Genomic DNA, 24,542 nt, shown 5'->3' on the forward strand with positions numbered 1-24,542 from the left:
GTCCGGCTCAACGCGTGTGATCGAGCATCGGTTGCAGGTACAGCCACTTCCAGGAGTCCTCTCCGAGCGACGAGGGGGTCACGTTACCCCGGTCGCTCGAAGCGCCCTTCGCGACGTCCCAGCTCACCTCGCCCGTGGCCTCGTCGACATCGGCGAGGACCTCGTAGCTGGTGCTGCCCGGTGCGATCCGCTGGAGGTTCTGCGGACCGCGGGGGTTGCTCTTGTTGATCGGCTCGGTGCAGCCGACGTCGGAAGGCATCGCCGGGTTGCCGAAGCGACCGGACTCGGGGTTCTGGCGGTCCTTGGTGTAGCCGGCGTAGCACGGCGTCACGGTGGGGGCGAGGATCAGACCGAAGTGGGCGTCCCAGAAGCCGGAACCACCCTGCTGGACCGAGCGCTTGCCGACCACGACCTGCCCGGCCGCCACGGCGTACGGGTAGACCACGAGGAGCTGCTTGATCGCAGGCAGGTGCTTGACCACGACGCGCCCGGTGGTGACCAGGTTGGCCAGGAGCTCGCTGAGCTCGACGCCGTTCTGCTCGAGGAAGGTCCGCAGCTGGGTGGCCGCGACCGAACCCGAGTCGATCACCTTGCGCAGGTCGCCATCGGCACCGGCGAGCGCCGAGGAGAACGACGACAGCTGGGTGGCGAACGCCCGCAGCGAGGTCTCGGTGGCCAGCTGGCCCTTGAGGACCGTGTTGCTGTCGCGGATCAACGCGGTGGTGATGTCGAAGTTGTCGTTGGCCGTCTCGATGAACGAGTCGCCCGTGTCGATGATCTTCTGCAGGTCGGGACCGGTCCCGGCGAAGGCCTCGCCGAGCTCGGACACCGTGGTGCGCAGGGCGTCGCGGTCGACGCTCGCCACGGTGGCCGACAGGTCGCCGAGCAGCTTCTCGGTGGCGATGGGCGTCGCGACGTCATCGATCTCGGAGCCGTCGACGAGATAGGGACCGTCGTCGGTCTGCGGCTGGAGCTCGACGTACTGCTCACCGACGGCGGAGCGGTTGCCGACCAGCGCGATGGTGTCGCGCGGGATCTTGTCCCACTTGTTGTCGATGTCGAGGTCGACGTCGACGCCGTCCTCGGTGAGCGTCAGGTCGCCGACCTTGCCGATGCCCACCCCGCGGTAGGTCACCTCGGCGCCGGTGAAGATGCCACCGGACTCGGGGTAGTGGGCCACGACGGTGTAGTCACTGTCGATGATGACCCGGTCGAGCTGGGCGTAACGGGCGCCGACGAACGAGACGCCGACCAGCGTGATGATCGCGAAGATGACCAGCTGGATCCGGGTGCGACGGGTGATCACCGGGCGCTCCTTCCGGAGTCCGACGCGAGCAACGGCGCCGCATAGAGGTCGACCATGTCGGCGTCGTACGCCTCGTCGAAGTCACGCCAGAGCGTGTTGACCTGGTCGGTGGTGCCGGGCTGGGGCCGGTTGAGGCCGGCGCCCTTCAGGACGGTGCCGAGCAGGCCGGTGATCGGGTCACCGCTCGCCGACGCCGAGCCCCGTGCAGCGCCGCACAGGAGCTTGACCGCCTGGCAGATGTCGTCGAGCAGGTAGCCGGGCAGCAACGCACACGCCTTCGGGTCGGGCGGCGTCTTCAGGCAGCCCTGCAGGGTCTCGGTCGCGCTCTCGCACAGCTTGGGCAGGTCGATCAGCTGGTCCAGCGGGCTGTCGGGCAGCTCGTTGGTCAGGATGCACGCGACGTCGGGCAACCGGAGGTTGCCGAGGTCGAGCTGCAGGTCGATCGACAGGTTGACGTAGTCACCCATGTGCAGGTTGCGCGCGACGTTGGGGTCGCGGCCGACGGCCTCGTCGATGAAGGGATAGGTCAGGAAGGTGCTGAAGCCCTTGGCGAAGTCGTCACCGGCGTTGGCCAGCTGGGTCAGGATCGGGTCGAGCGCCTTGAGCGAGTTCACCGTCGAGGCCTGCGTGGTCTCGATGACCCGCACGCCCACGTCGCTGAGGTCGGTGAGGCCCTCCAGCATGGAGACGAGGTCCTCGCGCTGGCGGTCCAGCGAGTCCAGCGCGCTGGGCAGCTCCTCGAGGGCGAGGTCGATGCTGTCCTGGTGCGTGCGGGCGCTGAGCGCCAGCCGGTTGATCGACTCGATGGCGTCGACGATGTCGGTCTTGCGGTTGTCGAGCTGGCTGACCAGCGACTCGACCTGGGTCAGCACCGACTTGGCGGAGTCCTCACGGCCCTCGAGTGCGAGGTTCAGCTCCGAGGCGATGGTCTTCAGCTGGGCCACGCCGCCACCGTTGAGAACCAGGCTGAGTGCGCCCAGGACCTCCTCGACCTCGGGGTTGCGGCCGCCGTTCTCGATCACGTCGCCGTCGGACAGCTCACCCTTGCCACCCTTGGCGGGCGAGGCGAGGGACACGAACTTCTCGCCGAGCAGGCTGGTCTGGCGGATCGAGGCGACCGGGTTGTCCGGCAGGTCCACGTCGTTGCGCAGCTCGAGCTCGACCACGGCCTTGTAGCCGTCGAGCTCGACGTCGGTCACCTGACCGACGGTGACGTCGTTGACCTTGACCGACGACTTCGGCACCAGGTCGAGGACGTCGTCGAACTTCACCGTGATCGAGATCGGGTCCTTGCCGGTGTCGGCGCCTCCGGGGAGAGGCAGCTGGTAGACGTCGAAGTCACAGCCGGTGAGCACGACCATGCCGGCCACGAGGGCCACAGCAGCGCGGGCGCGGGTGCGGAGGGTCCTCATCGGTCCACCTCCACGAGTCCGTTGAGCGTCGGGTCGTACTTCTCGCCGTACCAGGAACCGGTGCCGAACGGCGCTCCGCGCGGCAGCAGCGTGCCGATCAGGTCGCACAGGTCACCGCTGGAGTCGGCGGCCGAGACCAGCGTGCAGAGCACGGCCTTGGGGTTGGACGTGAGCTCGTGCACCAGGTTGCCGATGTTGGCGTTGGTGTCGAGCGTCCCGTCCTTGGGGTTGTAGGTGTGGAACAGGTTCGTCACCGCCAGCGGACCGGCCTGCAGGATCTCGTCGAGGGCGGCACGCTGGCGCACCAGCACCTTCGCGACCCGGTTGACGTCCTTGATGTTGCGGCCCAGGACGGCGCGGTTGGTCTTGACGAAGGTGGCGACCTCGTCGAGCGCGACGCCGAGGTTGGACAGCGCGCTGGTGAGCTCCTGGCGCTCGTCGTTGAGCAGCGTCGAGACGTCGCCCAGGGACTGGTTGAAGCCCCGCACCGTGTCGTCGTTGTCGGCCAGGGTCTTGATGAAGGACCCCAGCTGCTCGGTCGACTCGAAGAGCTCGTCCTTGTTGTTGTCCAGGGTCTCGCTGAGACGACCGAACTGCTTGATCGTCTTGTTGAACTCCGCGCCCTGCCCGCCGAAGTTCTTGGCGGTCTGCTCGAGCAGGTCGGTCAGCGCGCCGTCGCGGTTGGCGCCGTTGGGGCCGATCGCCACGGTGAGCTTGTCGATGCTGGAGTAGATCTCGTCGAGCTCGAGCGGGATCGCGGTCTTGTCGCCCTTGATGATCGTGTTGTCGGCCATCACGGCACCGGCCTCGTAGGCGGGCGTCAGCTGGATGTAGCGGTCACCGACCACGGACGGGGACACGATGACGGCCTGCGCGTCCTGCGGGACGTCGACGTCCTCGTCGTAGGACATCACGACCTTGACCTGGGTGCCCTCGGGCACGACCTCGTCGACCTGGCCGATCGCGACACCGAGGATGCGCACGTCGCTGCCCTCGTAGATCGACACGGCACGCGGGAAGAACGCGGTCACCGTCTTGGTGCCGCCCCCCGAGCCGAACATCCACACGAGAGCAGTGACGATCAGCAGGCCGATGACGACCAGCGGGAGCCAGCGGCGTACGGCGCTCGCGCCGGTCACGGCCGAGTTCTTCATCTGGGCGCTCATCCGATCCCCACCCCCGGTCCGGGCACGGGCGGCAGGTTGAAGAGGTAGGTGTCGAACCACGGCCCGTTGCCGAGCGTGCTCGCGAAGACGCGGTAGAACGGGGCCATCGTCTTGACGGCGTCCTCCAGGTTGTCCTCGTTCTTGGTGATCACCTTGAGCACGGAGTCGAGGCTGTCGAGCGCCGGCTTGAGGTCGGCACGGCTCTCCCGGATCAATCCGGTCAGCTCCTTGCTCAGCGTGGTCGTCGAGAGCAACAGGCGGTGGATCTGCGCCTTGCGCTGCACCAGCGCGGTGAACAGGGTGTCCGCGTCGGCCATCAGGGCGACGATGTCCTCGTCGCGCGAGTCGAGGACCGTCGAGACCCGGTTGAGGTTCTTGAGCAGCGAGTTGATCTCGTCATCGCGCGAGGCGACCGTCTCCGAGAGTGCCGAGACACCGGCGAGTGCCGCACGGAACTCCTCCGGGGTGTTGCGGGTCAGGTCGGCCAGCGTCGTGAGTGAGGCGGCGAGCTGGTCGGTGTCGATGTCTGCCGACGTCTCGGCGAGACCGGTGAAGGCCTCGACCACGTCGAACGGCGAGGTCGTGCGGTCCGTCGGGATGGTCGCGCCCTCGGCGAGCTGGCCCGCACCGGCGGGCGAGAGCGCCAGGAACATCGACCCGAGGATCGTCTTGACCTTGATGTCGGCCCGGGTCTCGTCGCCGAACGCGGCCTCGCTCTTGATCTGGAAGCCGACCTTGACCGAGTTGCCGTCGAGCTCCATCGAGGTGACCTGGCCGACGCGGACGCCGGCGATGCGGACCTCGTCCTTGACCTTCAGCCCACCCGCCTCCTCGAAGGAGGCGTAGTAGGTGTCGCCGCCGCCGATCAGCGGCAGGTCCTGGGCACGCAGGGCGGCCACGAGCAGGAGGACGAGCGTCGCGATGCTGACGGCGCCCACGATCACGGGGTTGCGTTCGCGGAAGGGAATCATCGACCCGCCACCTCGCTCTCCAGGGAACAGCGGTCAGCACCGATGGCGATGTTGGCCCCCAGCGGAGTCGCGAGCCCGGGCACCTTGATCGTCGCCTTGAAGTGACACAGGTAGAAGTTGAACCAGGAGCCGTACGTCGCCGTACGACCGATCTTGGTCAGCTTGATCGGCAGCACCTGCAGGGCCCGGTCGATCTCCTTGCGGTTGCGGTCCAGGGTCTCGGTGACCCGGCGCAGCTCCTTGATGTCCTTGACGAAGGGGTCCTTGATGTCGGTGACCAGCGCGGCCGTCTGGACCGACAGCTCGGAGATCGAGTCGAGCGAGGACAGGATCGCCTCGCGGTCGTCGTTGAGCCCGCCGATCAGGTTGCGGAAGCTGTCGATCAGCTGGGTCAGCTGCGTGTCGCGGTCAGCGACGTGGTCCAGGACGTAGTCGAGGTTCTCGATCAGGTCGCCGATGACGTCGTCGCGGTCCGCCAGCGTCTGAGTGATCGACGCCGTGCTCGAGAGCAGGCTCTCGACGGTGCCGCCCTCGCCCTGGAACACCTGGACGATCTCGAAGGACAGCTTGTTGATGTCGTCGGGCGACAGTGCCTCGAAGAGGGGCTTGAAGCCGTTGAACAGCACGGTGAGGTCCAGGGCCGGCGTGGTGCGACCGACCGGGATCGGGTCGCCCTCGTCGAGCTTGGTGTCGCTCTCCCCCGTCTGCGTCAACGAGATGTAGCGCTGGCCCAGCAGGTTGCGGTAGCGGATCGTCGCGTGGGTCGCCTCGTCGACGACCGTGTCGGAGTCGACGTTGAACTTCACCAGTGCACGGTTGGCCTCGAGGACCTCTACGCCCTGCACGGTGCCGATCTTGACGCCGGCGATCCGGACGTCGTCGCCCTTGGAGACACCCGTCGCGTCGACGAACTCCGCGCCGTACTCCTTGGTGCTCCCGAAGGAGAGGTTGCCGATCGTGATGATGAGGACACCGGTGGCCAGCGCCGTGGTCACCATGAAGATGACCAGGCGGACCAGGTCGCCGGCTGTCTTCCTGTCGAGGCCGCGTGTGGGCATCAGCGCGCACCCCCCTCGACCGCGAGCGGTCCGGCGAGCAGGACGTTGAGGTCGGTGCCGGAGCCGTCGTACTCGCTGTCGAGCGCACCACGGAGGGCCGTCACGTCGTCCGGCGTCCCGCGGTAGCCGAGGCCGTCGGCACCGGGGGCGACGCGTCGGTTGCCCTTGCCGGTGTCTCCGTTCATGCCGTCGTTGAGGCTCGGAAGGGGCGGGTACGGGTTCTGCTGGCTCCACGGGATGTCCGGCAGGCCGAGGCAGTCGGGGCCTCGGTCGTCGCCGAAGATCGGGCGGTCCTTGGCGGTGTACTTGCGCGGCTGGTCCTGCAGGGTCTCCAGGACGATGTGCAGCTCGAAGCCGCGGAAGGCCTCGGCCAGACGTCCCTGCGCCTTGACGATGCCTGCGGACATGCAGGGGATCGTCGAGGAGTAACGGGCGACGGCGCGCAGCGACTGCGTGCCGAGCTCACCGACCTCGCGGAGGTTCTCCGCGTTGGCGTCGAGGAACGAGCGCGCCGTGTCGGAGAAGCTCCGGATGTCGCGCAGTGTGGCGGTCAGTGCGGCTTCCTTCGACTCGATGGTGCCCGTGGTCTTGACGGTGTTGTCGAGGATCTCTGCGACCTCGGGAATGATGTCGGCGTAGGTGTCGGAGACGTCGGCCGCCAGGCGCAGGTCCTCCAGCAGGGCAGGGATCTGCGGGTTCATCCGCTTGAGGTAGGAGTCGACCGTCTCGAGGTTCTGGCCGAGCTGCTCGCCGCGACCCTCGAGGGCCGTGGCCAGCGCCGTCAGCGTGGCGTTGAGGTCCGCCGGCTGGACGGTGCGCAACAGCGGGTAGATGTCGGAGAGCACCGACTCGAGCTCGGTGGCGACCACCGTGCGGTCGATGACGTCGCCGGCCTGGATGGTGCCCGAGCCGCCGTCGTCCGGAACGACCAACGAGACGTACTTCTCGCCGAACAGCGTCTTCGGGACGATCGAGCCGGTCACGTCGGCGGGGATCACGCCCCGCTTGTCGGGATAGATCCCGAGCGTCAGGACCGCACCCTTCTCGTCGCCGGCGCGGGCCTCGAGGACCTCGCCCACGAGCACGCCGCGCACCTTGACGTCCGCGCGGATCGGCAGCTGCAGGCCGATGCTCGAGGTCGTCAGGGTGACCCGGTCGTAGTCGGTGAACTTCTTGGTGAAGACGGCATAGGTCAGCCACACGCCCAGCAGCAGCAGGCAGACGAAGACCACGCCGAGCACCTTGTGTGCTCCCAGGATCTTGTTCACGACGCCATCACCCCGCGAGCCTGACGGTCGTCGAGGCGCCCCAGATGGCCATCGACAGGAAGAGGTCGATCACGTTGATCGCGACGATGCTGGTCCGCACCGCCTTGCCCACGGCAACGCCCACTCCGGCAGGACCGCCCGAAGCGGTGTAGCCGTGGTAGCAGTGGATCAGGATCACGACCACCGCGAACACGAGGACCTTGCCGAACGACCACAGCACGTCCCCGGGTGGCAGGAATTGGTTGAAGTAATGGTCATAGGTCCCGGCCGACTGGCCGTAGAACTGCGTCACCACGAGCCTGCTGGCGACGTAGGACGACAACAGGCCGACGACGTACAACGGGATGATCGCGATGAGGCCGCCGACCACGCGCGTGGTGACGAGGAACTGCATGGACGGGATCGCCATGACCTCGACGGCGTCGATCTCCTCGGAGATCCGCATGGCGCCGAGCTGCGCGGTGAAGCCGCAGCCGACGGTCGCGGCCAGCGCGATGCCCGCGACCAGCGGGGCGATCTCGCGGGTGTTGAAGTAGGCGGACACGAAGCCGGCGAAGGCGGCCGTGCCGAGCTGGTTGAGCGCGGCGTAGCCGGACAGGCCGACCTGGGCGCCGGTGAAGAAGGTCATGCCGATGATCACGCCGACCGTGCCGCCGATGACGGCGAGCGCACCTGAACCGAGGGTGACCTCGGCCAGGATCCGCAGGATCTCGCGGGGGTAGCGCGCCACGGAGCGCGGCAGCGCCAGCAGCACCTTCAGGTAGAAGGAGAGCTCGTGTCCGAGGTTGTCCAGGCCTTTCATGGGCCGGTCGTAGATCGCCTTGATGTTCGCCATGTCGTCCGCCTCAACCCGTCTTCGGTGGAACGACCTGGAGATAGATCGTGCTCAGGGTGAAGTTGACGACGAACAGGAGCAGGAAGGTGATGACGACGGACTCGTTGACCGCGTCGCCCACGCCCTTCGGGCCGCCGGCGGCGTTCATGCCCTTGTAGGCAGCCACGACGGCAGCGATCAGACCGAAGATCAGCGCCTTGAGCATGCCGATCCAGACGTCGGGCAACTGCGCCAACGCCGTGAAGCTGGCGAGGTAGGCGCCTGGTGTGCCGTCCTGGAGGATGACGTTGAAGACGTAGCCACCGCCGACACCGACGACGCTCACCATGCCGTTGAGGAAGACCGCGACGAGCATGCAGGCCAGCACCCGAGGCACGACGAGGCGCTGGATCGGGTCGATGCCGAGCACCATCATCGCGTCGAGCTCTTCGCGGATCTTGCGAGCGCCGAGGTCGGCCGCGATGGCCGATCCACCGGCACCGGCGATCAGCAACGCGGTCGCGATCGGTCCGGCCTGCTGGATGACCGCGAGCACGGAGGCGGAGCCCGTGAAGGACTGCGCACCGAACTGCTTGATCAGACCACCGACCTGCAGCGCGATGACTGCGCCGAAGGGGATGGCGACCAGTGCCGTCGGCACGATCGTCACCGAGGCGATGAACCAGGCTTGCTGGAGGAATTCACGAGTCTGGAACGGGCGCCGGAACAGGCCCCGCCCCACGTCGAGCGCGAAGGCGAAGAGCTTGCCGGCGGTTCCAACGGGCTGGAGCGCCCGGGCAACCGTCAAGGACATGAGAGGCCGTCAGGTCTACTGCTGGGACGAGCCGCTGGCGTGCTCGGCTTCCTTGGTGAAGGAGCCCGGCGGCGGGGTGATGCCGTTGTCCCTGCACCAGGCACCGGGCGCGCGCTGGGCGCGACGCGGGATGCCGTTGGACGGCTCGAGCTGGAGCGGGATCGGCGGCAGCGGGGGAAGGTCCATGTCCTTCTCCGCGGCCAGCTGGTCGGCGTCCTTCTCCTCGGACATCCCGATCGGGCCGACCGTCTGTGCGTTGAGGAACTGGCGCACGACCGGCTCGTCGGAGGACAGCAGCATCTCGCGCGGGCCGTACATGGCGAGGTGCTTGTGGTAGAGCAGGCCGATCTGGTCGGGCACGACGCGCACCGAGTGCACGTCGTGGGTCACGATCAGGAAGGTCGCGTCGATCTGGGCGTTCAGGTCGACGAAGAGCTGGTTGATGAACGAGGTGCGCACCGGGTCGAGGCCGGAGTCGGGCTCGTCGATCAGCAGGATCTCGGGGTCCAGGACCAGCGCACGGGCCAGACCGGCCCGCTTGCGCATGCCGCCGGAGATCTCGCCCGGGAGCTTCATCTCGGCGCCGAGGAGGCCGACCAGGTCCATCTTCTCCATGACGATGTCGCGGATGTCGGACTCGCTCTTGCGGGTGTGCTCGCGCAGCGGGAAGGCGACGTTGTCGTAGAGGTTCATCGAGCCGAACATCGCGCCGTCCTGGAACAGCACTCCGAACAGCTTGCGGACCTCGTAGAGCTCCTTCTCGGAGCAGGAGGCGATGTCGGTGCCCTCGATCACGATCGAGCCCTCGTCGGGCTTGATCAGGCCGATGAGGGCCTTGAGGAACACGGACTTGCCGGTGCCCGACGGACCGAGCATGACCGAGATCTCCCCGGCCGGCAGGGTCAGCGAGACGCCCTTCCAGATCAGCTGCTTGCCGAACTGCTTCGTCAGGTTCGTCACCGCTACATCGACGCCCATGTCTGCCCTCTTCCTACTTCACATCGCCGGCCTGGCTGCGTGGGAACAACGCAACCGCGTGGCGCACGTTACGGGGTCAGGGTGGCGCGCGTCACGCGGACCCGGCTTTCGAGACCAAAAACGTACTTGCGAGTAGCAATTCCCCCGCCAGGTCGGCCACGACCGCCGGGAGGAGTGGAAAAAGGCACGAGGCCGACAGAGCATCGCTCTGCCGGCCTCGTGCCGGAGCACCCCGGAAGGGGCAGTCCGTCTGTTCAGAGAACGGTCACTTGAGGGTGACGGTGGCCCCGGCGCCCTCGAGCGCCTCCTTGGCCTTCTCGGCGGACGCCTTGTCGACGCCCTCGAGGATCGCCTTGGGGGCGGCCTCGACGAGGTCCTTGGCCTCCTTCAGACCGAGGGAGGTCAGCGCGCGGACCTCCTTGATGACGTTGATCTTCTTGTCGCCAGCGGCCTCGAGGACGACGTCGAACTCGTCCTGAGCAGCGGCCTCCTCGGCGCCAGCGCCGCCGGCGGCGGGGGCAGCAGCAACGGCGACGGGAGCGGCAGCGGTGACGCCGAAGGTCTCCTCGAACTGCTTCACGAACTCGGAGAGCTCGATGAGGGTCATCTCCTTGAACGCGTCAAGCAGCTCGTCGGTGGTGAGCTTCGCCATGGTGGCGGTTCCTTTCTCAGGTGGCCGGACCGCGATGTGCGGCAGGCCGGGGTTTCAGGTGGTGTACGTCGGCCCGATCAGGCTTCGGTGGAGTCGGCTGCCTCGTCGGTCGCCTCGACCTCGGTGGCCTCGGCAGCGGGTGCCTCGACCTCCTCGGCGGGGGCGGCTTCCTCAGCGGCCGGGGTCTCCTCGGCAGCGGCCGGCGTACCGGCACCACCTGCGAGGATGGAGGGGTCCTCCGTCGCCTTCGCCTCCAGGGCGCCGGCGAGCCGGGCGACCTGGGCGAGCGGGGCGTTGAGGAGGTAGACGGCCTGGCTGAGGGAGGCGAGCATCGCGCCCGCCATCTTGCCCAGCAGGACCTCGCGCGACTCGAGGTCGGCGAGCTTGCCGATCTCCTTCGCGTCGAGGAAGTTGCCGTCCAGAACGCCACCCTTGATGACAAGGGCGGGGTTCGCCTTGGCAAAGTCACGCAGACCCTTGGCCGCCTCGACGACGTCGCCCTTGATGAAGGCGATCGCGGTCGGGCCGGTGAGCAGGTCGTCAAAGCCGTCGATGCCCGCCTCGTTGGCGGCCAGCTTGGCCAGCGTGTTCTTGACCACGGCGTAGTTTGCGTTCGCACCGAGGGAGCGGCGAAGGTCCTGCAGCTCCTTGACGGTGAGACCGCGGTACTCGGTCAGCACAGCGCCTGCGGACTCGCTGAATGCTCCAGCGATCTCCGCGACGGCGGCCTGCTTGTCTGCCCGCGCCATGGGTCTCCTTCCAATGGGGACCGTCGCACTCGTCCGTGAATGACGAACGCCCTGAGCGCAGGCGCTCAGGGCGTGGACTCCGCGGACTGGGTCCGCATCGTGGTGCTCTGATTCCCCTGCGCAGGCCGTCCGCTCTCGCGGAACCTTCGATCCGGACTGGTAGTCCGGACAACCGGCGGTCTTAAGGTTTCGAGGAGCAACGGTACGGCGGTCCGGGCGCGGGACCAAATCCACGCTCCCCCTCCCCGGCCGCTCGGCGCCCCGCTCGCCACCCCGCTCGCCACCCCGGCCGGCGAATCGCGTCGGAGCGGGGTCCGGGCGGGGAGCGGCGGCGCCCGGCTTCGAGCGATGCGGCACGATGGACCCGTGACCGACTCGACGCCCCTGACTGCTCTGTCCGCCGACGACCTCGCCGCGCGCCTGACGACGGTCCGCGCCGACTACGAGGCCCTCCAGGGCCTCGGCCTCAAGCTCGACCTCACCCGCGGCAAGCCGGGCGCCGACCAGCTCGACCTGGCCAACGAGCTGCTGGGCCTGCCGACGTCGTACAAGGACCGCGCGGGCACCGACGTGCGCAACTACGGCGGCCTGGACGGGCTCCCCGAGCTGCGCGAGATCTTCGCGGACCTGCTCGGCGTCGAGGCGTCCAGTGTCGTGGCGGGCGGCAACTCCAGCCTCACGATGATGCACCAGGTCCTGACGTGGCTGCTGCTCAAGGGCGGACCCGACTCCCCGCGCCCCTGGTCCCAGGAGCCGGTGGTGAAGTTCATCTGCCCCGTGCCCGGGTACGACCGCCACTTCACGATGCTCGCCGAGCTCGGCATCGAGATGGTGCCGGTGGACATGAACGCCGACGGTCCCGACCCGGTGGCCGTGCGCGCCCTCGTCGCCGAGGACCCCGCGATCAAGGGCCTGTGGATCGTGCCGACCTACGCCAACCCGACCGGATCCGTGTGCTCCGCGGAGGTCGCGGCAGAGCTGATGGCGATGCCGACCGCGGCACCGGACTTCCGCATCCTGTGGGACAACGCCTACGCCGTCCACCACCTCACCGACGAGGAGACCAAGAGCGCGGACGCCCTCGGGCTGGCCGCCGCCTCGGGCCACCCGAACCGGCCGATCATGTTCGCCTCGACCTCGAAGATCACCTTCGCGGGTGCCGGCGTCGCGGCCCTCGCGGCCTCCCCGGAGAACCGAGCGTGGTTCCTGCAGCGGCTCAACTTCGCCGCGATCGGCCCCGACAAGGTCAACCAGCTGCGCCACATCGAGTTCTTCGGCGACGCGGACGGCGTCCGGTCCCACATGCGCAAGCACCGCGACCTGATCGCCCCCAAGTTCACCGCGGTCGAGGACGCGCTGACCGGGCGGCTGAGCGGGCTCGGCATCGCGGAGTGGACCGTGCCCACGGGCGGCTACTTCGTCAACCTCGACGTCCTGGACGGCACCGCGTCGCGCGTGGTCGCCCTGGCCAAGGAGGCCGGCATCGCGCTGACCCCGGCCGGCTCGGCCTTCCCGCACGGCAACGACCCCCGTGACCGCAACATCCGGCTCGCGCCGACCTTCCCGGTCCTCAGCGAGGTCGAGGCCGCCATGGCCGGCGTCGCGGTGTGCGTCGAGCTCGCGGCGCTGGAGTCACTCGCCCGCGACTGAGTCACGCGCCGCGGTTCGGCCAAGGAGGTCGTGACGCTCGCGTCGGGACCGGCGTGCTGAGGTGCATGGATTCCCCTGACAAGTGCGGCGTCGAAGCCGACTCAGGGCATCGAGACGTACGGCGTCAGGCGGATCGTCGTGAACTGCCCGATGTCGATCACCTCGGGCCCCACCCTGGCGGGGAACGCTGCCGGCACCTGACCGGCCGCCAGCTGGACCACCATCAGCGAGGCGGGCTCCGACTCGGAGCCGGCGAGCTCGCCGGTCCACTCGAGGTCGCTGGCTGCCCGCTCCCCCGGTGCCAGCCGGACGGGCCGGGAGCTGACCGGAGCACCGTTGAGGTCGCGGTCGCTGTGCGCGACCTCGGGGACGAACCTCGAGCCCCAGCCGCCGCGGAGGCCGATGCCGGGCACGCCCTCCACGACGCACTCCTTCGCCGACGTGTTGTGCACGACGATCCGGGAGTACCGGTGGCCCAGGCTGGAGTCCAGGCCTTCCAGCGACACCACCACCTGGTCGGGCGTGCAGTGGCCGTCGCCGGCCGCTGAGGCACGGGTGCGCAGGAGGGCGGTGAGCGCCGCGTCGTCCAGGTCGGCGTCCGACACAGGAGGAGCGCCGTCGGGGCTCTCGTCGAAGCCCGGTGCGACCTCGTCGAGGCCGGCGGCGGCAGTGGGGTCCTCCGGCTGGCCCGACGCCGCCGGACGCGGCACAGGCGCCGGTTCCGGGTCGCCGGAACACCCTGCCACCGCGAGGGGCAGGACGAGGACGACAGCAGGGAGCAGTGCCGAGAACCCGAGAGATCGACTCACGCCGGCGATCGTACCGAGGACGAGGGCCGGCCCGGGAAGCACGACGCCCGCCGTCCCCGAGGGGGCGGCGGGCGTCGTCGTACGACTGGTGGCGTCAGGCCTCGTCCGGCTCCGCAACGTTCTTGGTGCGGTTCGGGTCGATCTGAACACCGGGGCCCATCGTCGTGGAGACGGTGGCCTTCTTGAGGTAGCGGCCCTTGGAGCTGTTGGGCTTGAGGCGAAGGACCTCGTCGAGAGCAGCGGCGTAGTTCTCGATGAGCTGCTGCTCGGAGAAGGAGGCCTTGCCGATGATGAAGTGCAGGTTCGAGTGCCGGTCGACGCGGAACTCGATCTTGCCGCCCTTGATGTCGGTCACGGCCTTGGCCGGGTCCGGGGTGACGGTGCCGACCTTGGGGTTCGGCATGAGGCCACGGGGACCGAGCACGCGACCGAGACGACCGACCTTGCCCATCAGGTCCGGGGTCGCGACGACGGCGTCGAAGTCGGTCCAGCCGCCGGCGACCTTGTCGATGAGCTCGTCGCCACCGACGAAGTCGGCGCCGGCCTCACGGGCGGCGTCGGCCTTGTCGCCGTTGGCGAACACCAGGACGCGAGCGGTCTTGCCCGTGCCGTGGGGCAGGCTGACGGTGCCGCGCACCATCTGGTCTGCCTTGCGGGGGTCGACGCCGAGACGGAACACGACGTCCAGGGTCTCGTCGAACTTCTTCTTGCTGCCGGCCTTCGCGATCTTGATCGCGGCGAGCGGGGCGTGGAGCTCGTTCTTGTCGAACGTCTCGGCCGCCGCGCGGTAGGTCTTGCTGCGCTGCATGGTGGATCCTTAAGTAGAAGAGGAGATGTGGTCAGCGGGCCAGCGCGGCCCTTCCACGGTTTGTCAGGCCTCGACGGTGACGCCCATGGAGCGGGCAGTCCCCTCCACGATCTTCATCGCGGCGTCGATGTCATTGGCGTTGAGGTCGGGGAGCTTCGTCGTGGCGATCTCGCGCACCTGGTCCTTGGTCAGCTTGCCGACCTTCTCCTTGTGCGGGACGCCCGAGCCCTTCTTGAGGCCAGCGGCCTTCTTGATCAGCTCTGCGGCCGGCGGGGTCTTCGTGATGAACTCGAAGGACCGGTCCTCGTAGATGGTGATCTCGACGGGGATGACGTTGCCACGCATGGACTCGGTCTGGGCGTTGTACGCCTTGCAGAAGTCCATGATGTTGACGCCGTGCGGGCCGAGCGCGGTACCGACCGGCGGAGCCGGGGTGGCCGAACCAGCCTGCAGCTGCACCTTGACCAGTGCGGCGATCTTCTTCTTGGGAGGCATTCCTCTATCTCTTTCTTCTCGTGGTCATGACGAGGCGTACGTCGTACGTCTCTGCCACCTACTCGCCCGGGCGGAGCCGGGGGAACCCATGCATTCTTCCGCGCCGGGGCGCGGACGCGAAATTCAGACGCGCTGGATCTGGCTGAACGACAGCTCGACCGGGGTCTCGCGGCCGAAGATCTCGACGAGCGCCTTGACCCGCTGGGCCTCGGCGTTGATCTCGGTGATCGTCGCGTGCAGCGTCGCGAAGGCGCCGTCGACGATGAGCACGGAGTCGTTGACGTCGAAGTCGGCGACCTCGATCGGCTTCTTGGACTGCGTGGCGGTGGACGTGCCACCCGCGGCGGCAGCGGCCTCGGCCTCGGCAGCGGCGGCGTTGAGCACGGCCGGCGCGAGCATCTTCTCGACCTCGTCCATGCTCAGCGGCACCGGCTGGTGGCTGTGGCCGACGAAGCCGGTGACCGACGGGGTGTGCCGCACTGCGGCCCAGGACTCGTCGGTGAGGTCCAGGCGGACCAGCACGTAACCGGGCAGAACGGTGCGCTTGACCATCTTGCGCTGGCCGTTCTTGATCTCGGCGACTTCCTCGGTGGGGACCACGATCTCGTGGATGTAGTCCTCCATGTTGAGGGAGTGGATCCGGTTCTCGAGGTTCTGCTTCACCCTGTTCTCCATGCCGGAGTAGGTGTGGACGACGTACCAGTCACCCGGCTTGGCCCACAGCTCGCGGCGGAACGCCTCGAGCGGGTCCTCGGCCTCGGCGGGCTCCTCGTCGGCGTCGGCGGACTCCTCAATGGAGTCCTCCTCAATGGAGTCCTCCTCGGCGGAGTCCTCGTCGTCGGAGTCGTCCGACTCGTCGGCGGAGTCCTCGGGCTCCGCGCCCGTGGTCTCGTCGTCGACGTCGAGGGTCTCGTCGGCTGCGAGGGCGAACTCCTCAGCCGCCTCCACGTCCTGGACCTGGTCGGCCGCCTCGTCGATCTCGGGGGCCGAGTCGTACTGCTCCGACACGTGTTGCTCCATCAGTTGTTCGTAGGGGTCAACGACTCCGGGCCAGTGGGCCTCAGATGTCGTCCGCGCCGGTGAAGATCTCGAACGCGAGCTTGCCGAGACCGAGGTCCAGCAGCGACACGAGGGCGATCATCACGAGCACGAAGGCGAGGACGACGAAGAAGTACGTCACCAGCTGCTCGCGGGTGGGATAGACCACCTTGCGCAGCTCGGCGACCACCTGACGGTAGAACGTGACCGGGCCGGTGCGCTTCTCAGGCTGCTTGCCACCCGAGGAGTCCTTGCGGACCGCGGAAGCATCCGACACTCTGCCCACCCTCTTCCATCTCGTTGTCATCTCTTGCAGGGCACGAGGGACTTGAACCCCCAACCTTCGGTTTTGGAGACCGATGCTCTGCCAGTTGAGCTAGTGCCCTCCGTGGTGTCCCCGATGCACCGCGACCCGTCTCAGGGCGCGACTCACCATGTGGAGGAACCACCAGTGGATGAGTCTACGCACCTCCCCCATGACGAACCAAAGTCGGCCCACCCGGGCGCCGGGGCACCGGGCACTGGATCCGCGCCCCTACGATGGCCGGGTGCGGGACCTCCATGCGTTGCCCAAGGCACACCTCCACCTCCACTTCACCGGGTCGATGCGGCACGGCACCCTGCTCGAGCTGGCCGAGCGCGACGGGATCCACCTCCCCGACGCCCTCGTCGCCGAGTGGCCGCCCCAGCTGACCGCGGCGGACGAGAAGGGGTGGTTCCGTTTCCAGCGCCTGTACGACGTCGCGCGCTCCGTGCTGCGCACCGAGGGCGACGTGCGCCGGCTGGTGCGCGAGGCGGCGGAGGACGACGTGGCCGACGGGGGCCGGTGGCTGGAGATCCAGGTGGACCCGAGCGGCTATGCCGCCCGGTTCGGCGGCATCACCGCCTTCACGGACCTGGTCCTCGACGCCGTCCGCGACGCCTCGGCCTCGACCGGCCTCGGGATGGCCGTGGTGATCGCCGCGAACCGCACCCGCCACCCGCTGGACGCGCGGACCCTGGCCCGGCTCGCCAGTCAGTACGTCGACCGGGGCGTGGTTGGCTTCGGGCTGTCGAACGACGAGCGACGCGGCCGGACCACCGACTTCGCGGGCGCCTTCGCGATCGCCGAGCGGGCAGGACTCCTCCTGGTGCCCCATGGCGGCGAGCTGCGCGGGCCCGAGCACATCCGCACCTGCCTCGACTCCCTGCACGCGGGCCGGCTCGGCCACGGCGTACGCGCGGCGGAGGATCCCGACCTGCTGAGCCGCATCGTCGACGCCGGCGTGGCCCTCGAGGTGTGCCCGGTGTCCAACGTGGCGCTCGGCGTCTACTCCGACCTCACCTCGGTCCCGCTCCCGGCCCTGATGGAAGCGGGGGCGACGATCGCGCTCGGCGCCGACGACCCGCTGCTCTTCGGCTCGCGCCTCGCCGGCCAGTACGCCACGATGCGCGCCGCCCACGACCTCTCCGACGCCCAGCTCGCCGAGCTGGGCCGGATGTCGCTGCGGGCCAGCCGCGCACCGAAGGACGTGCTCGACCGCGGTCTCGCGGACATCGACGCCTGGCTGGCTGCTCCCGACTCCTGAGGCGTTTCGGCGGGCTCCCGTGATGGGAGGATGACGCCATGAGCGAGCAGCCGCCCCTGACGCCCCCGTCCGGCGCCTCCCCGGCCTTCGAGCCCTATGCCGCGCCGGCCTACGGCGAGGAGCCGGACGACGAGCAGACCCACGTCGGCGACAGCTCGTCCTCGGGGTCGAGCGGGATCGACCTCACCAAGGACCGCTCGGAGTCGGCCCGGCAGCCGTTCACGCAGCCGTTCGGGCAGCCGTTCGGGCAGCCGGCGACCCAGGTGGCGCCGATGGTGCCGCCGTCGCCGGCCCCCGCAGCCGATCCCCACGCCGCCCCTCCGCCGCCGCAGGGCTTCCCCGGCGCGCCGGCGGGACCGGGTGGCCAGGCCGGACCGGGTGGCCAGGCCGGCTGGTCGCCGTACCCGGTCTCACCCCAGGGCTCGCCCTACCAGATGGCACCGCAGTACCTCGGTCACTTCGGGGCGCCCACCCATCCGCTGGCGACGACGTCGCTGGTGCTGGGCCTGATAGGGATCGTCTCGTTGATCCTCACGCCGTTCCTGCTGGTGACCTTCATCGGCGCCGTGTGCTCGCCCTTCGCGATCTGGCTAGGCGCCCGCGCCCGCCGCGAGATCCGCACGAACCCACGGGCCCACGGCGGTGAGGGCATCGCGATGGCCGGCTTCGTCACCGGGATCATCGGCGTCGTGCTCGGCATCCTGGCCCTGCTCGCGATCCTGGCCATCGTTGCCTTCGTCGCCGCGATCTTCTCCAGCAGCTAGGGTGTGTCTCCCAAGTCAGCGCCGTTGCGAGCGGTGTTTGCGGCCGATCTGGCAAGGCGGCGAGGCGATGTCGTGCCGGATCGCCCTTCGAGCGGCGCCAACGCCGCCAGATCGAGTCGGAAACTCCGCGCAGTAGGCGACGACTTGAGAGACGCGCCCTAGAGCTCGGCGCCGACCAGCACCGGCTCGTTGACGAGCCGGATCCCGAAGCGTTCCTCGACCCCGGCGCGCACCTCGCGGGCGAGGTCGAGCAGCTCGGTCGCGCTCGCCCCGCCACGGTTGGTGAGGGCGAGGGTGTGCTTGGTGGACAGCGAGGTCCTCGCCGCGGGCCGGTCCAGCCCGAACCCCTTGCCGAACCCGGCGTGCTCGATGAGCCAGGCCGCGCTGGTCTTCACGGTGCCGTCCGGTTGCGGGTACGACGGCGCACCATCGGGCACCTGCGCCGGATCGACGACGGGGTTGGTGAAGAACGAGCCGGCGCTCCACGTGTCGTGGTCCTCCGCGTCCAGCACCATGCCCTTGCTGCGACGCAGGCCGAGCACCGCCGCACGGACGTCGGCGAGCGGTGCGCGCTCCCCCGGCTCGACGCCGAGGGTCCGGGCGAGCTCGGCGTAGGCCACCGGGGTGGAGAGCTGTCCGGTCGGGAAGTCGAAGCTCACCTCGAGCACGAGGTGGCGGCCGCCGGCAGCGTCGTACCGATCGGCCTTGAACCGCGAGTGGCGGTAGCCGAACAGGCACTCGGCGGCGGCGAAGGTGCGCTGGCCGCGGAGCTTGCGGTCCCAGACCCGGACCCGGGCGATGGTCTGCGAGACCTCCTGGCCGTAGGCGCCGACGTTCTGGATGGGGGTCGCGCCGACGGTGCCGGGGATGCCGGAGAGCGCCTCGACACCGACCCACCCCTCGGCGACGGCACGCGCGACGAAGGCGTCCCACGGTTCGCCGGCGGCCACCGTCACGGACGCGACACCGCAGCCGTCGTCGCTGACCTCGACGCCGCCACCGACGAGGTGCACGACGGTGCCCTCGAAGCCCGCGTCGGCCACGACGAGGTTGCTGCCACCGCCCACGACGAGCACCGGCTGCCCGGCAGCGTCGGCCGCCTCGACGGCCGCGACCAGCTCCTGCTCGTCGGCGACCGGCACGTAGCGGGACGCCGGCCCGCCGATCCGCAGCGTGGTGAGGTCCGCGAGTGCGGGATCAGGCACGGATCGTGGCCTTGGGCGCTCCCAGGACCTTGGTGCCGCCGACGGTGATCAGCAGGGTCAACGCGACGAGTCCGTCCTGGCTCGTCTCGCCCACGGTCCCCTCGACGGTGATCTGCGCAGCGCCCTCGGCAGGTACGACGACGGGCGCGACGAACTTCGCACCGAGCTCGACCACCTCGGCGTCACCGGTCCACTCGCCGATCGCGCGACCGACGAGCGCGAGGGTGTACATCCCGTGGGCGATCACACCGGGGAGGCCGACCGCGAGTGCGATCTCCTCGTCCTGGTGGATCGGGTTGTGGTCGCCGCTCGCGTGGGCGTAGGCGACCAGGTCGGCCCGGGTGACGTCGTAGGTGACCGGCCCGAGCACCGCACCTGCTGTGAGCCCGCTCATGAGGCACCTCCACGGTGGACGATGGTCGCGGTCGCCGTACACACGACGGCGCCGGAGGCGTCGACGATCTCGCTGGAGGTGCTGATGATGTCGTTGCCGCCGATCGAGCGGACGCTGGTGACGGTGAGCGTCGCGGTGAGCTCGTCACCGATCTCGACGGGGCGCGCGTAGCGGAAGCGCTGGTCGCCGTGGACGATCCGGGAGAGCTCGACCCCGACGGCTGCGAGGAAGTCCTGCAGTGCGGCGAAGGTCACGACGATGGGGAAGGTCGGGGGTACCGCTCCGGACCCGCCGCCGACCGCTGCGGAGAAGGCCGCGACGGCCTCCGCAGTGACCTCGCGCGGCGCGGTCGGGGGGAAGGCACGCCCCACCAGGGTGGCGTCGATGGGCATGGCACGACCCTAGTCCGCCGGTCCGGCTACTCGCGAGTCGCTGCCGTCGTGGTGCGCCGGAAGCGGTCGATTCCGTCGTCAGACGTCGACAGCCCGCCGCCCCTGTGGGGGCGACGGGCTGTCGGAAGAGCGGTGGCGCTGAAGCTCAGCGGGTCTCGCGGTGCGCAGTGTGCGTGCGGCAACGCGGGCAGAACTTCGACAGCTCGATGCGGTCGGGGTCGTTGCGCCGGTTCTTCTTCGTGATGTAGTTGCGCTCCTTGCAGTCCACGCATGCGAGCGTGATCTTGGGGCGAACGTCAGAGCTCTTGCTGGCCACGGGAAGTCCTTCTACTGCTGCGTCTGTGGGTGGTGCTGGGTAACTGCTTCGTCATCTGGCGTAGCGGGGGCGGGACTCGAACCCGCGACACCACGATTATGAGCCGTGTGCTCTAACCACCTGAGCTACCCCGCCAGGGGGTCAGGGCGTCCGTCTCACTCCCCATCGCTGGTTTGTTCCACGGACCCTCGTCCCAGAGCCCCTTTACGGAATCGAACCGTAGACCTTCTCCTTACCATGGAGACGCTCTGCCGACTGAGCTAAAGGGGCAACGCCGCAGAACGATACACGCGGCGTGGTGCGGTGCGAAATCGAGGCGGTTGGTGCCGCGATGACTCCGCAATCATAGGGCCATCAGGCATCGATCCGTGCAAACGGGAGGGCCTGCTCGAGCTCGTAGGCGAGCTCGATGAGCAGCGCCTCCTGGCCCGGCGCAGCGCCGAACATCATCCCCTGCGGGAGGCCGCTGGCGGTGGTCGCGAGCGGCAACGAGATGGCCGGGGCGCCGGTGATGTTCTGCCACGGCGTGAAGGCCACCCAGTCGAGGAGCTTGTCCATGACGACCTCGTAGGACTGCGTCGGGTCGAGGTGACCGACCTTGGGCGTCGGGGAGGCCAGGGTCGGCGTCAGCGCGACGTCGAAACGCTCGTGGTAGACCTCCGCCTGGGCCGCGGCGCGCTTGAGCCGGGTGATGGCGCCGGGCACCCGGTGCAGGTTGCGGCGCGCGTGGCGGGCCAGCCCCAGGGTGAGGTTGTCGTGGTTCGACTTCGTCCAGGTACGACCGTGGAGGGGCCGCCCGGTGGTCAGCATCGCCTGGGCGAGCAGCGCCCAGTAGAGCAGGAAGTCGTCGGCGAAGCTCGGGCCCACCGGCACCTCCGACTCGGTCACCGTGTGCCCGAGGTCCTCGAGCAGGGAGGCGGTCTTCTCGGTGAGCGCCTTCGTCTCGGCGTCGGCACCGCGGCTGACGCCCGAGGTGTTGAGCGCAATGTGCAGCCGGCGCTTGATCGGTCGGGTCAGGTCGCCGATCGGGGGCAGCTCGAGCGCCCGGTGGAGACGCTCGGCCTCGCGGAAGAAGGCAGCGGTGTCGCGGACCGAGCGGGTCACGACGCCGTCGGAGATGATCCGGATCGGCATGTCCCGCATCATCTTGTCCTGGGCCAGTCGACCCCGGGTCGGCTTGAGACCGACCAGGCCGTTGACCGCCGCAGGGATCCGGATCGAGCCGCCTCCGTCGTTGGCGTGCGCGATCGGCACCGCGCCCGCGGCGACGAGTGCCGCGGAGCCCGAGCTGGACGCACCGGCCGAGTGCTCGGTGTTCCACGGCGTGCGGACCGCCCCGAGGCGCGGGTGCTCGGCCGAGGCGCTGAAGCCGTACTCGGAGAGCTGGCTCTTGCCCAGGGCCACCAGGCCGGTGCCGAGGTACATCGCGGCGAAGTCGCCGTCCCGCTTGGCCGGGCGCGGCTGCCAGGCGTCGGTGCCGGACATGGTCGGCATCCCGCCGACGTCGACGTTGTCCTTGACCAGGGTCGGGACACCGGAGAAGAAGGAACCGCCCGCCGAACGGGCCTCGGTCCGAGCCCGCTCGTAGGCCTTGTGGGCCATGGCGTTGAGAGGTCCGGCGACCTGCTCGACCCTGGCGATCGCGGCCTCGACCACCTCCTCGGCGGAGACCTTGCCGGCACCGAGGTGCTCGGCCAGGCCCACGGCGTCGAGGTCACCCAGGGCATCGTCGGAGAAGGCGTGAACGCGCTGCATGGAGGGAACCTAGCCGCTCGCGGGCACCCGTGCCGTCCGACCTGGGGAGGAAATCCGCAGCCGACCCCGGCTCACCAGAGGACGAGCGCGAGCAGCGGGACGAGCAGGCTGATCGCAAGGGCGGACAGGCCCATCGAGAGCCCGGCGAAGGCGCCCTCGGTCTCGTCCTCGCGCAGCATCCGGGAGGCGCCGATCCCGTGCGACACGGCACCGACGGCGAGGCCCCGCGCACGCCGGTCCCGGATCCTGAGCAGGGTGAGCACGGCCGGTGCGGTGATCGCGCTGAAGATGCCGATGATGATGGCGAACACCGCGGCCAGCGGCGCGATGCCGCCGAGGTGCTCGGTGAGCGCGATCGCGACGGGCGTGGTCGCGGCCTTCGTCGACAGGGTGCGCTCCAGGGTCTCGCCGGCCCCGAGCGCCCGGGCCAGCAGCACGGCCGAGGTGATCGAGACGGCGGCACCGACCACGACGGCCACCAGCAGCGGCACCACGAACCCCTTGAGACGGTCGGCCTGACGGTGGAGAGGTACGGCGAGCGCGACCGTCGCCGGACCGAGCCAGAACGCGATCAGCTCGGTCGCGGAGCGGTAGTCGGGGTAGTCGACGTCGAGCACGCTGATCGCAGCGCCGGTCACGATGATCGCCACCAGCACTGGCTGGGCGAGCGCGTGGCCGCCGGTGCGCTGCTGGATCCACCGGCCCGCCTGGTAGCCCGCCAGGGTGACGGCGAGCAGGGCGAGCGGGGACCGGGCCACGTCGAGGACGGAGTCGCTCACGTCGTACCTCCGGCGGGGAGGTCGTCGCGCGGGCGCCCGGAGAGCCGCTCCAGGCCGACCGCGGTCCAGCCGACGGCGACCAGTCCGAGCAGCCAGGACCCGATCAGTGCGACACCGATCGGCAGGGCGTCGCGCCCCAGGACACCGAGGTAGGCCACCACGCCGACGCCGGCGGGGATGAAGAACAGCTGCAGGTGGCGCAGCAGGGCCGTGCCCGCACGGACGATCGAGCCCTCGTCGTCGTACCTGCGCACCCGGAGGAGGACGAACAGCAGCAGCATCCCCACCACCGGACCCGGCACGGGCAGGTCGGCGACCTGCACGATCAGCTCGCCCACGAGCTGGAACCCGACCAGCCAGGTCAGGCCTGCGATCACCGGCGTTCCCGGAGCCGCGCGTTGGGCAGCACCGGCGCGGGGATCGGTCGCAACGGCTGGTCGGGGACGACACCGAAGCGGCCGTCGGTGACCAGGCGGCTGTCCTCGACGACCTCGCCCGCAGCGTCGGTGACCTGCTCCTGCCACGCGTCGCGGTAGGCCACGATCTCGTCGTGGGTACGGCCCACGAAGTTCCACCACATCACGATCGACTCACCGAACGGCGGCCCGCCGAGCACCAGCACCCGGGCGCCCTCCTCACCCGCGACGAGGGTGATCTCGCCGGCACCGGGCGGGGCGTAGGCGAGATCGGCGACCCGGGCCTCGACACCGCCGAGGCTCACGGAGCCGAGGTCGACCAGGACGCCGTGCTCGTGGGTCTCGTCGACCGGAACCGTCAGGGTCCGGCCGGGGTCCAGCACGAGCTCGGCCCCGAGGAGCGGCGTGAACGTCGTGACCGGCGAGGTGTCGCCGAGCAGCGAGCCGAGGAAGACGTGCCCGCGCCAGCCCTCCCCCGCGATCTGCGCGGGGGCGTAGTGCTGGAAGCCGGGGTCCGTGTCACGGTCGGCATCCGGCAGCGCGACCCACAGCTGCGCGCCGTGCAGGACGCTCGTCCCCGGCGTCGACACCTCGCTGTGGCTGATGCCGCGGCCGGCGGTCATCAGGTTGACCTCCTGGGGCCGGACCATCGCCACGTTGCCCGCGCTGTCGCGGTGCTCGATCTCGCCGGTGAACAGCCAGCTCACGGTCTGCAGGCCGGTGTGCGGATGGGGGGCGACCTCCATCCCGCCGCTCTCGCTGACCAGGTCCGGTCCGTAGTGGTCCAGGAAGCACCAGGCGCCGATCAGGGACCGCTCGCGCTGCGGCAGGGTGCGACGTACAGGCATCGCCCTGGGGCCACCGAGCGGCACCTCTCGCGGGGTCATCAGCTCGACACCGGCCGCGGGCCGGCCCTCGCACACCAACGGGTCCGGGTCACGTTCCGGGTTGCTCATGGGCCCATC

At 69.4% G+C, this 24,542-nt stretch carries 27 protein-coding genes and 3 tRNA genes; 3 read left to right on the top strand and 27 right to left on the bottom strand.

Annotated features, from left to right (window positions below; all coding sequences use genetic code 11):
* Positions 1 to 7: 7 nt before the first annotated feature.
* The 11 genes from ASE01_RS01395 to rplJ all read right to left on the bottom strand — a co-directional run bounded on the left by ASE01_RS01395 (position 8) and on the right by rplJ (position 11,188).
* Positions 8 to 1,306, bottom strand: a complete 1,299-nt coding sequence (locus ASE01_RS01395; RefSeq protein WP_056748052.1) for an MCE family protein — start codon at positions 1,304 to 1,306, stop codon at positions 8 to 10.
* Positions 1,303 to 2,718, bottom strand: coding sequence for an MCE family protein (locus ASE01_RS01400; RefSeq protein ID WP_056748054.1), 1,416 nt, complete (start codon positions 2,716 to 2,718; stop codon positions 1,303 to 1,305). The genes ASE01_RS01395 and ASE01_RS01400 overlap by 4 nt, the downstream gene beginning before the upstream one ends.
* Complete coding sequence (locus ASE01_RS01405) at positions 2,715 to 3,884, bottom strand: MCE family protein (RefSeq protein ID WP_235535822.1); 1,170 nt, start codon at positions 3,882 to 3,884, stop codon at positions 2,715 to 2,717. The genes ASE01_RS01400 and ASE01_RS01405 overlap by 4 nt, the downstream gene beginning before the upstream one ends.
* Positions 3,881 to 4,855, bottom strand: a complete 975-nt coding sequence (locus tag ASE01_RS01410) for an MCE family protein (protein ID WP_056748058.1) — start codon at positions 4,853 to 4,855, stop codon at positions 3,881 to 3,883. Before ASE01_RS01410 ends, ASE01_RS01405 begins: the two co-directional genes overlap by 4 nt.
* Positions 4,852 to 5,913, bottom strand: a complete 1,062-nt coding sequence (locus ASE01_RS01415) for an MCE family protein (protein WP_056748060.1) — start codon at positions 5,911 to 5,913, stop codon at positions 4,852 to 4,854. The genes ASE01_RS01410 and ASE01_RS01415 overlap by 4 nt, the downstream gene beginning before the upstream one ends.
* Entirely contained in the window at positions 5,913 to 7,181 is a 1,269-nt protein-coding gene (locus tag ASE01_RS01420; protein ID WP_056748062.1) for an MCE family protein, read from the bottom strand. Before ASE01_RS01420 ends, ASE01_RS01415 begins: the two co-directional genes overlap by 1 nt.
* A 7-nt stretch (positions 7,182 to 7,188) precedes the next feature.
* Positions 7,189 to 8,016 (bottom strand): MlaE family ABC transporter permease, encoded by an 828-nt coding sequence (locus tag ASE01_RS01425; RefSeq protein ID WP_056748064.1) that lies wholly within the window; start codon positions 8,014 to 8,016, stop codon positions 7,189 to 7,191.
* A 10-nt stretch (positions 8,017 to 8,026) separates the two neighbouring features.
* Entirely contained in the window at positions 8,027 to 8,809 is a 783-nt protein-coding gene (locus ASE01_RS01430; RefSeq protein ID WP_056748066.1) for an MlaE family ABC transporter permease, read from the bottom strand.
* Positions 8,810 to 8,824: 15 nt separating this feature from the next.
* On the bottom strand, positions 8,825 to 9,787 hold the full coding sequence (locus ASE01_RS01435) for an ABC transporter ATP-binding protein (RefSeq protein WP_056748072.1): 963 nt from the start codon (positions 9,785 to 9,787) through the stop codon (positions 8,825 to 8,827).
* A 265-nt stretch (positions 9,788 to 10,052) separates the two neighbouring features.
* The gene (gene rplL, locus ASE01_RS01440) at positions 10,053 to 10,439 is read right to left on the bottom strand and encodes a 50S ribosomal protein L7/L12 (protein WP_056748074.1); all 387 of its coding nucleotides are present in this window, start codon (positions 10,437 to 10,439) and stop codon (positions 10,053 to 10,055) included.
* A gap of 77 nt (positions 10,440 to 10,516) precedes the next feature.
* Entirely contained in the window at positions 10,517 to 11,188 is a 672-nt protein-coding gene (rplJ, locus tag ASE01_RS01445) for a 50S ribosomal protein L10 (protein ID WP_056748077.1), read from the bottom strand.
* Between the two features lie 366 nt (positions 11,189 to 11,554).
* Between rplJ and ASE01_RS01450 the strand changes: the two genes are divergently transcribed.
* Complete coding sequence (locus ASE01_RS01450; protein WP_235535823.1) at positions 11,555 to 12,838, top strand: aminotransferase class I/II-fold pyridoxal phosphate-dependent enzyme; 1,284 nt, start codon at positions 11,555 to 11,557, stop codon at positions 12,836 to 12,838.
* A 101-nt stretch (positions 12,839 to 12,939) separates the two neighbouring features.
* On the opposite strand, the gene ASE01_RS01455 is transcribed toward ASE01_RS01450, so the two are convergent.
* The 6 genes from ASE01_RS01455 to ASE01_RS01480 form a co-directional block, all read right to left on the bottom strand.
* Positions 12,940 to 13,647: a DUF4232 domain-containing protein gene (locus tag ASE01_RS01455; RefSeq protein WP_162260258.1), complete on the bottom strand. Its 708-nt coding sequence runs from the start codon at positions 13,645 to 13,647 to the stop codon at positions 12,940 to 12,942.
* 94 nt (positions 13,648 to 13,741) lie between these two features.
* Entirely contained in the window at positions 13,742 to 14,455 is a 714-nt protein-coding gene (gene rplA / locus ASE01_RS01460) for a 50S ribosomal protein L1 (RefSeq protein ID WP_056748081.1), read from the bottom strand.
* A 63-nt stretch (positions 14,456 to 14,518) separates the two neighbouring features.
* A complete protein-coding gene (gene rplK, locus ASE01_RS01465; RefSeq protein ID WP_056748083.1) occupies positions 14,519 to 14,950 on the bottom strand; it encodes a 50S ribosomal protein L11 in 432 nt (143 codons plus the stop codon).
* A 123-nt stretch (positions 14,951 to 15,073) separates the two neighbouring features.
* Positions 15,074 to 15,970 carry a transcription termination/antitermination protein NusG gene (nusG, locus tag ASE01_RS01470; protein ID WP_056748085.1) on the bottom strand — a complete coding sequence of 299 codons (897 nt, stop codon included), beginning with the start codon at positions 15,968 to 15,970 and terminating at the stop codon, positions 15,074 to 15,076.
* A gap of 40 nt (positions 15,971 to 16,010) precedes the next feature.
* On the bottom strand, positions 16,011 to 16,265 hold the full coding sequence (secE, locus tag ASE01_RS01475) for a preprotein translocase subunit SecE (protein WP_056748088.1): 255 nt from the start codon (positions 16,263 to 16,265) through the stop codon (positions 16,011 to 16,013).
* A gap of 36 nt (positions 16,266 to 16,301) precedes the next feature.
* Positions 16,302 to 16,374 (bottom strand) — tRNA-Trp (locus tag ASE01_RS01480).
* 162 nt (positions 16,375 to 16,536) lie between these two features.
* On the opposite strand from ASE01_RS01480, the gene ASE01_RS01485 reads away from it, so the two are divergent.
* Together ASE01_RS01485 and ASE01_RS01490 are read left to right on the top strand one after the other, a co-directional pair.
* Positions 16,537 to 17,556, top strand: a complete 1,020-nt coding sequence (locus ASE01_RS01485) for an adenosine deaminase (RefSeq protein WP_056748091.1) — start codon at positions 16,537 to 16,539, stop codon at positions 17,554 to 17,556.
* A gap of 38 nt (positions 17,557 to 17,594) precedes the next feature.
* Positions 17,595 to 18,320: a DUF4190 domain-containing protein gene (locus ASE01_RS01490; RefSeq protein WP_056748092.1), complete on the top strand. Its 726-nt coding sequence runs from the start codon at positions 17,595 to 17,597 to the stop codon at positions 18,318 to 18,320.
* 158 nt (positions 18,321 to 18,478) lie between these two features.
* Here ASE01_RS01490 and ASE01_RS01495 read toward each other — a convergent pair whose 3' ends face one another.
* The 10 genes from ASE01_RS01495 to ASE01_RS01540 form a co-directional block, all read right to left on the bottom strand.
* Positions 18,479 to 19,525, bottom strand: a complete 1,047-nt coding sequence (locus ASE01_RS01495) for a UDP-N-acetylmuramate dehydrogenase (RefSeq protein ID WP_056748094.1) — start codon at positions 19,523 to 19,525, stop codon at positions 18,479 to 18,481.
* The gene (locus ASE01_RS01500) at positions 19,518 to 19,919 is read right to left on the bottom strand and encodes a MaoC/PaaZ C-terminal domain-containing protein (protein WP_056748096.1); all 402 of its coding nucleotides are present in this window, start codon (positions 19,917 to 19,919) and stop codon (positions 19,518 to 19,520) included. The genes ASE01_RS01495 and ASE01_RS01500 overlap by 8 nt, the downstream gene beginning before the upstream one ends.
* Positions 19,916 to 20,311 carry an FAS1-like dehydratase domain-containing protein gene (locus tag ASE01_RS01505; protein ID WP_056748097.1) on the bottom strand — a complete coding sequence of 132 codons (396 nt, stop codon included), beginning with the start codon at positions 20,309 to 20,311 and terminating at the stop codon, positions 19,916 to 19,918. Before ASE01_RS01505 ends, ASE01_RS01500 begins: the two co-directional genes overlap by 4 nt.
* 145 nt (positions 20,312 to 20,456) lie before the next feature.
* Positions 20,457 to 20,627, bottom strand: a complete 171-nt coding sequence (gene rpmG / locus ASE01_RS01510; protein ID WP_036490026.1) for a 50S ribosomal protein L33 — start codon at positions 20,625 to 20,627, stop codon at positions 20,457 to 20,459.
* Between the two features lie 61 nt (positions 20,628 to 20,688).
* Positions 20,689 to 20,762: transfer RNA gene (locus ASE01_RS01515), tRNA-Met, on the bottom strand.
* A gap of 62 nt (positions 20,763 to 20,824) precedes the next feature.
* Positions 20,825 to 20,897: transfer RNA gene (locus ASE01_RS01520), tRNA-Thr, on the bottom strand.
* Between the two features lie 84 nt (positions 20,898 to 20,981).
* Complete coding sequence (locus tag ASE01_RS01525) at positions 20,982 to 22,382, bottom strand: amidase (protein WP_056748099.1); 1,401 nt, start codon at positions 22,380 to 22,382, stop codon at positions 20,982 to 20,984.
* A gap of 71 nt (positions 22,383 to 22,453) precedes the next feature.
* The gene (locus ASE01_RS01530) at positions 22,454 to 23,161 is read right to left on the bottom strand and encodes an LrgB family protein (protein ID WP_082605709.1); all 708 of its coding nucleotides are present in this window, start codon (positions 23,159 to 23,161) and stop codon (positions 22,454 to 22,456) included.
* A complete protein-coding gene (locus ASE01_RS01535; protein ID WP_056748102.1) occupies positions 23,158 to 23,538 on the bottom strand; it encodes a CidA/LrgA family protein in 381 nt (126 codons plus the stop codon). Before ASE01_RS01535 ends, ASE01_RS01530 begins: the two co-directional genes overlap by 4 nt.
* Positions 23,535 to 24,533: a pirin family protein gene (locus tag ASE01_RS01540; RefSeq protein ID WP_056748104.1), complete on the bottom strand. Its 999-nt coding sequence runs from the start codon at positions 24,531 to 24,533 to the stop codon at positions 23,535 to 23,537. The genes ASE01_RS01535 and ASE01_RS01540 overlap by 4 nt, the downstream gene beginning before the upstream one ends.
* Between the last annotated feature and the right edge of the window lie 9 nt (positions 24,534 to 24,542).

It is taken from the genome of Nocardioides sp. Root190 (genome assembly GCF_001428565.1).
GTDB lineage: Bacteria > Actinomycetota > Actinomycetes > Propionibacteriales > Nocardioidaceae > Nocardioides.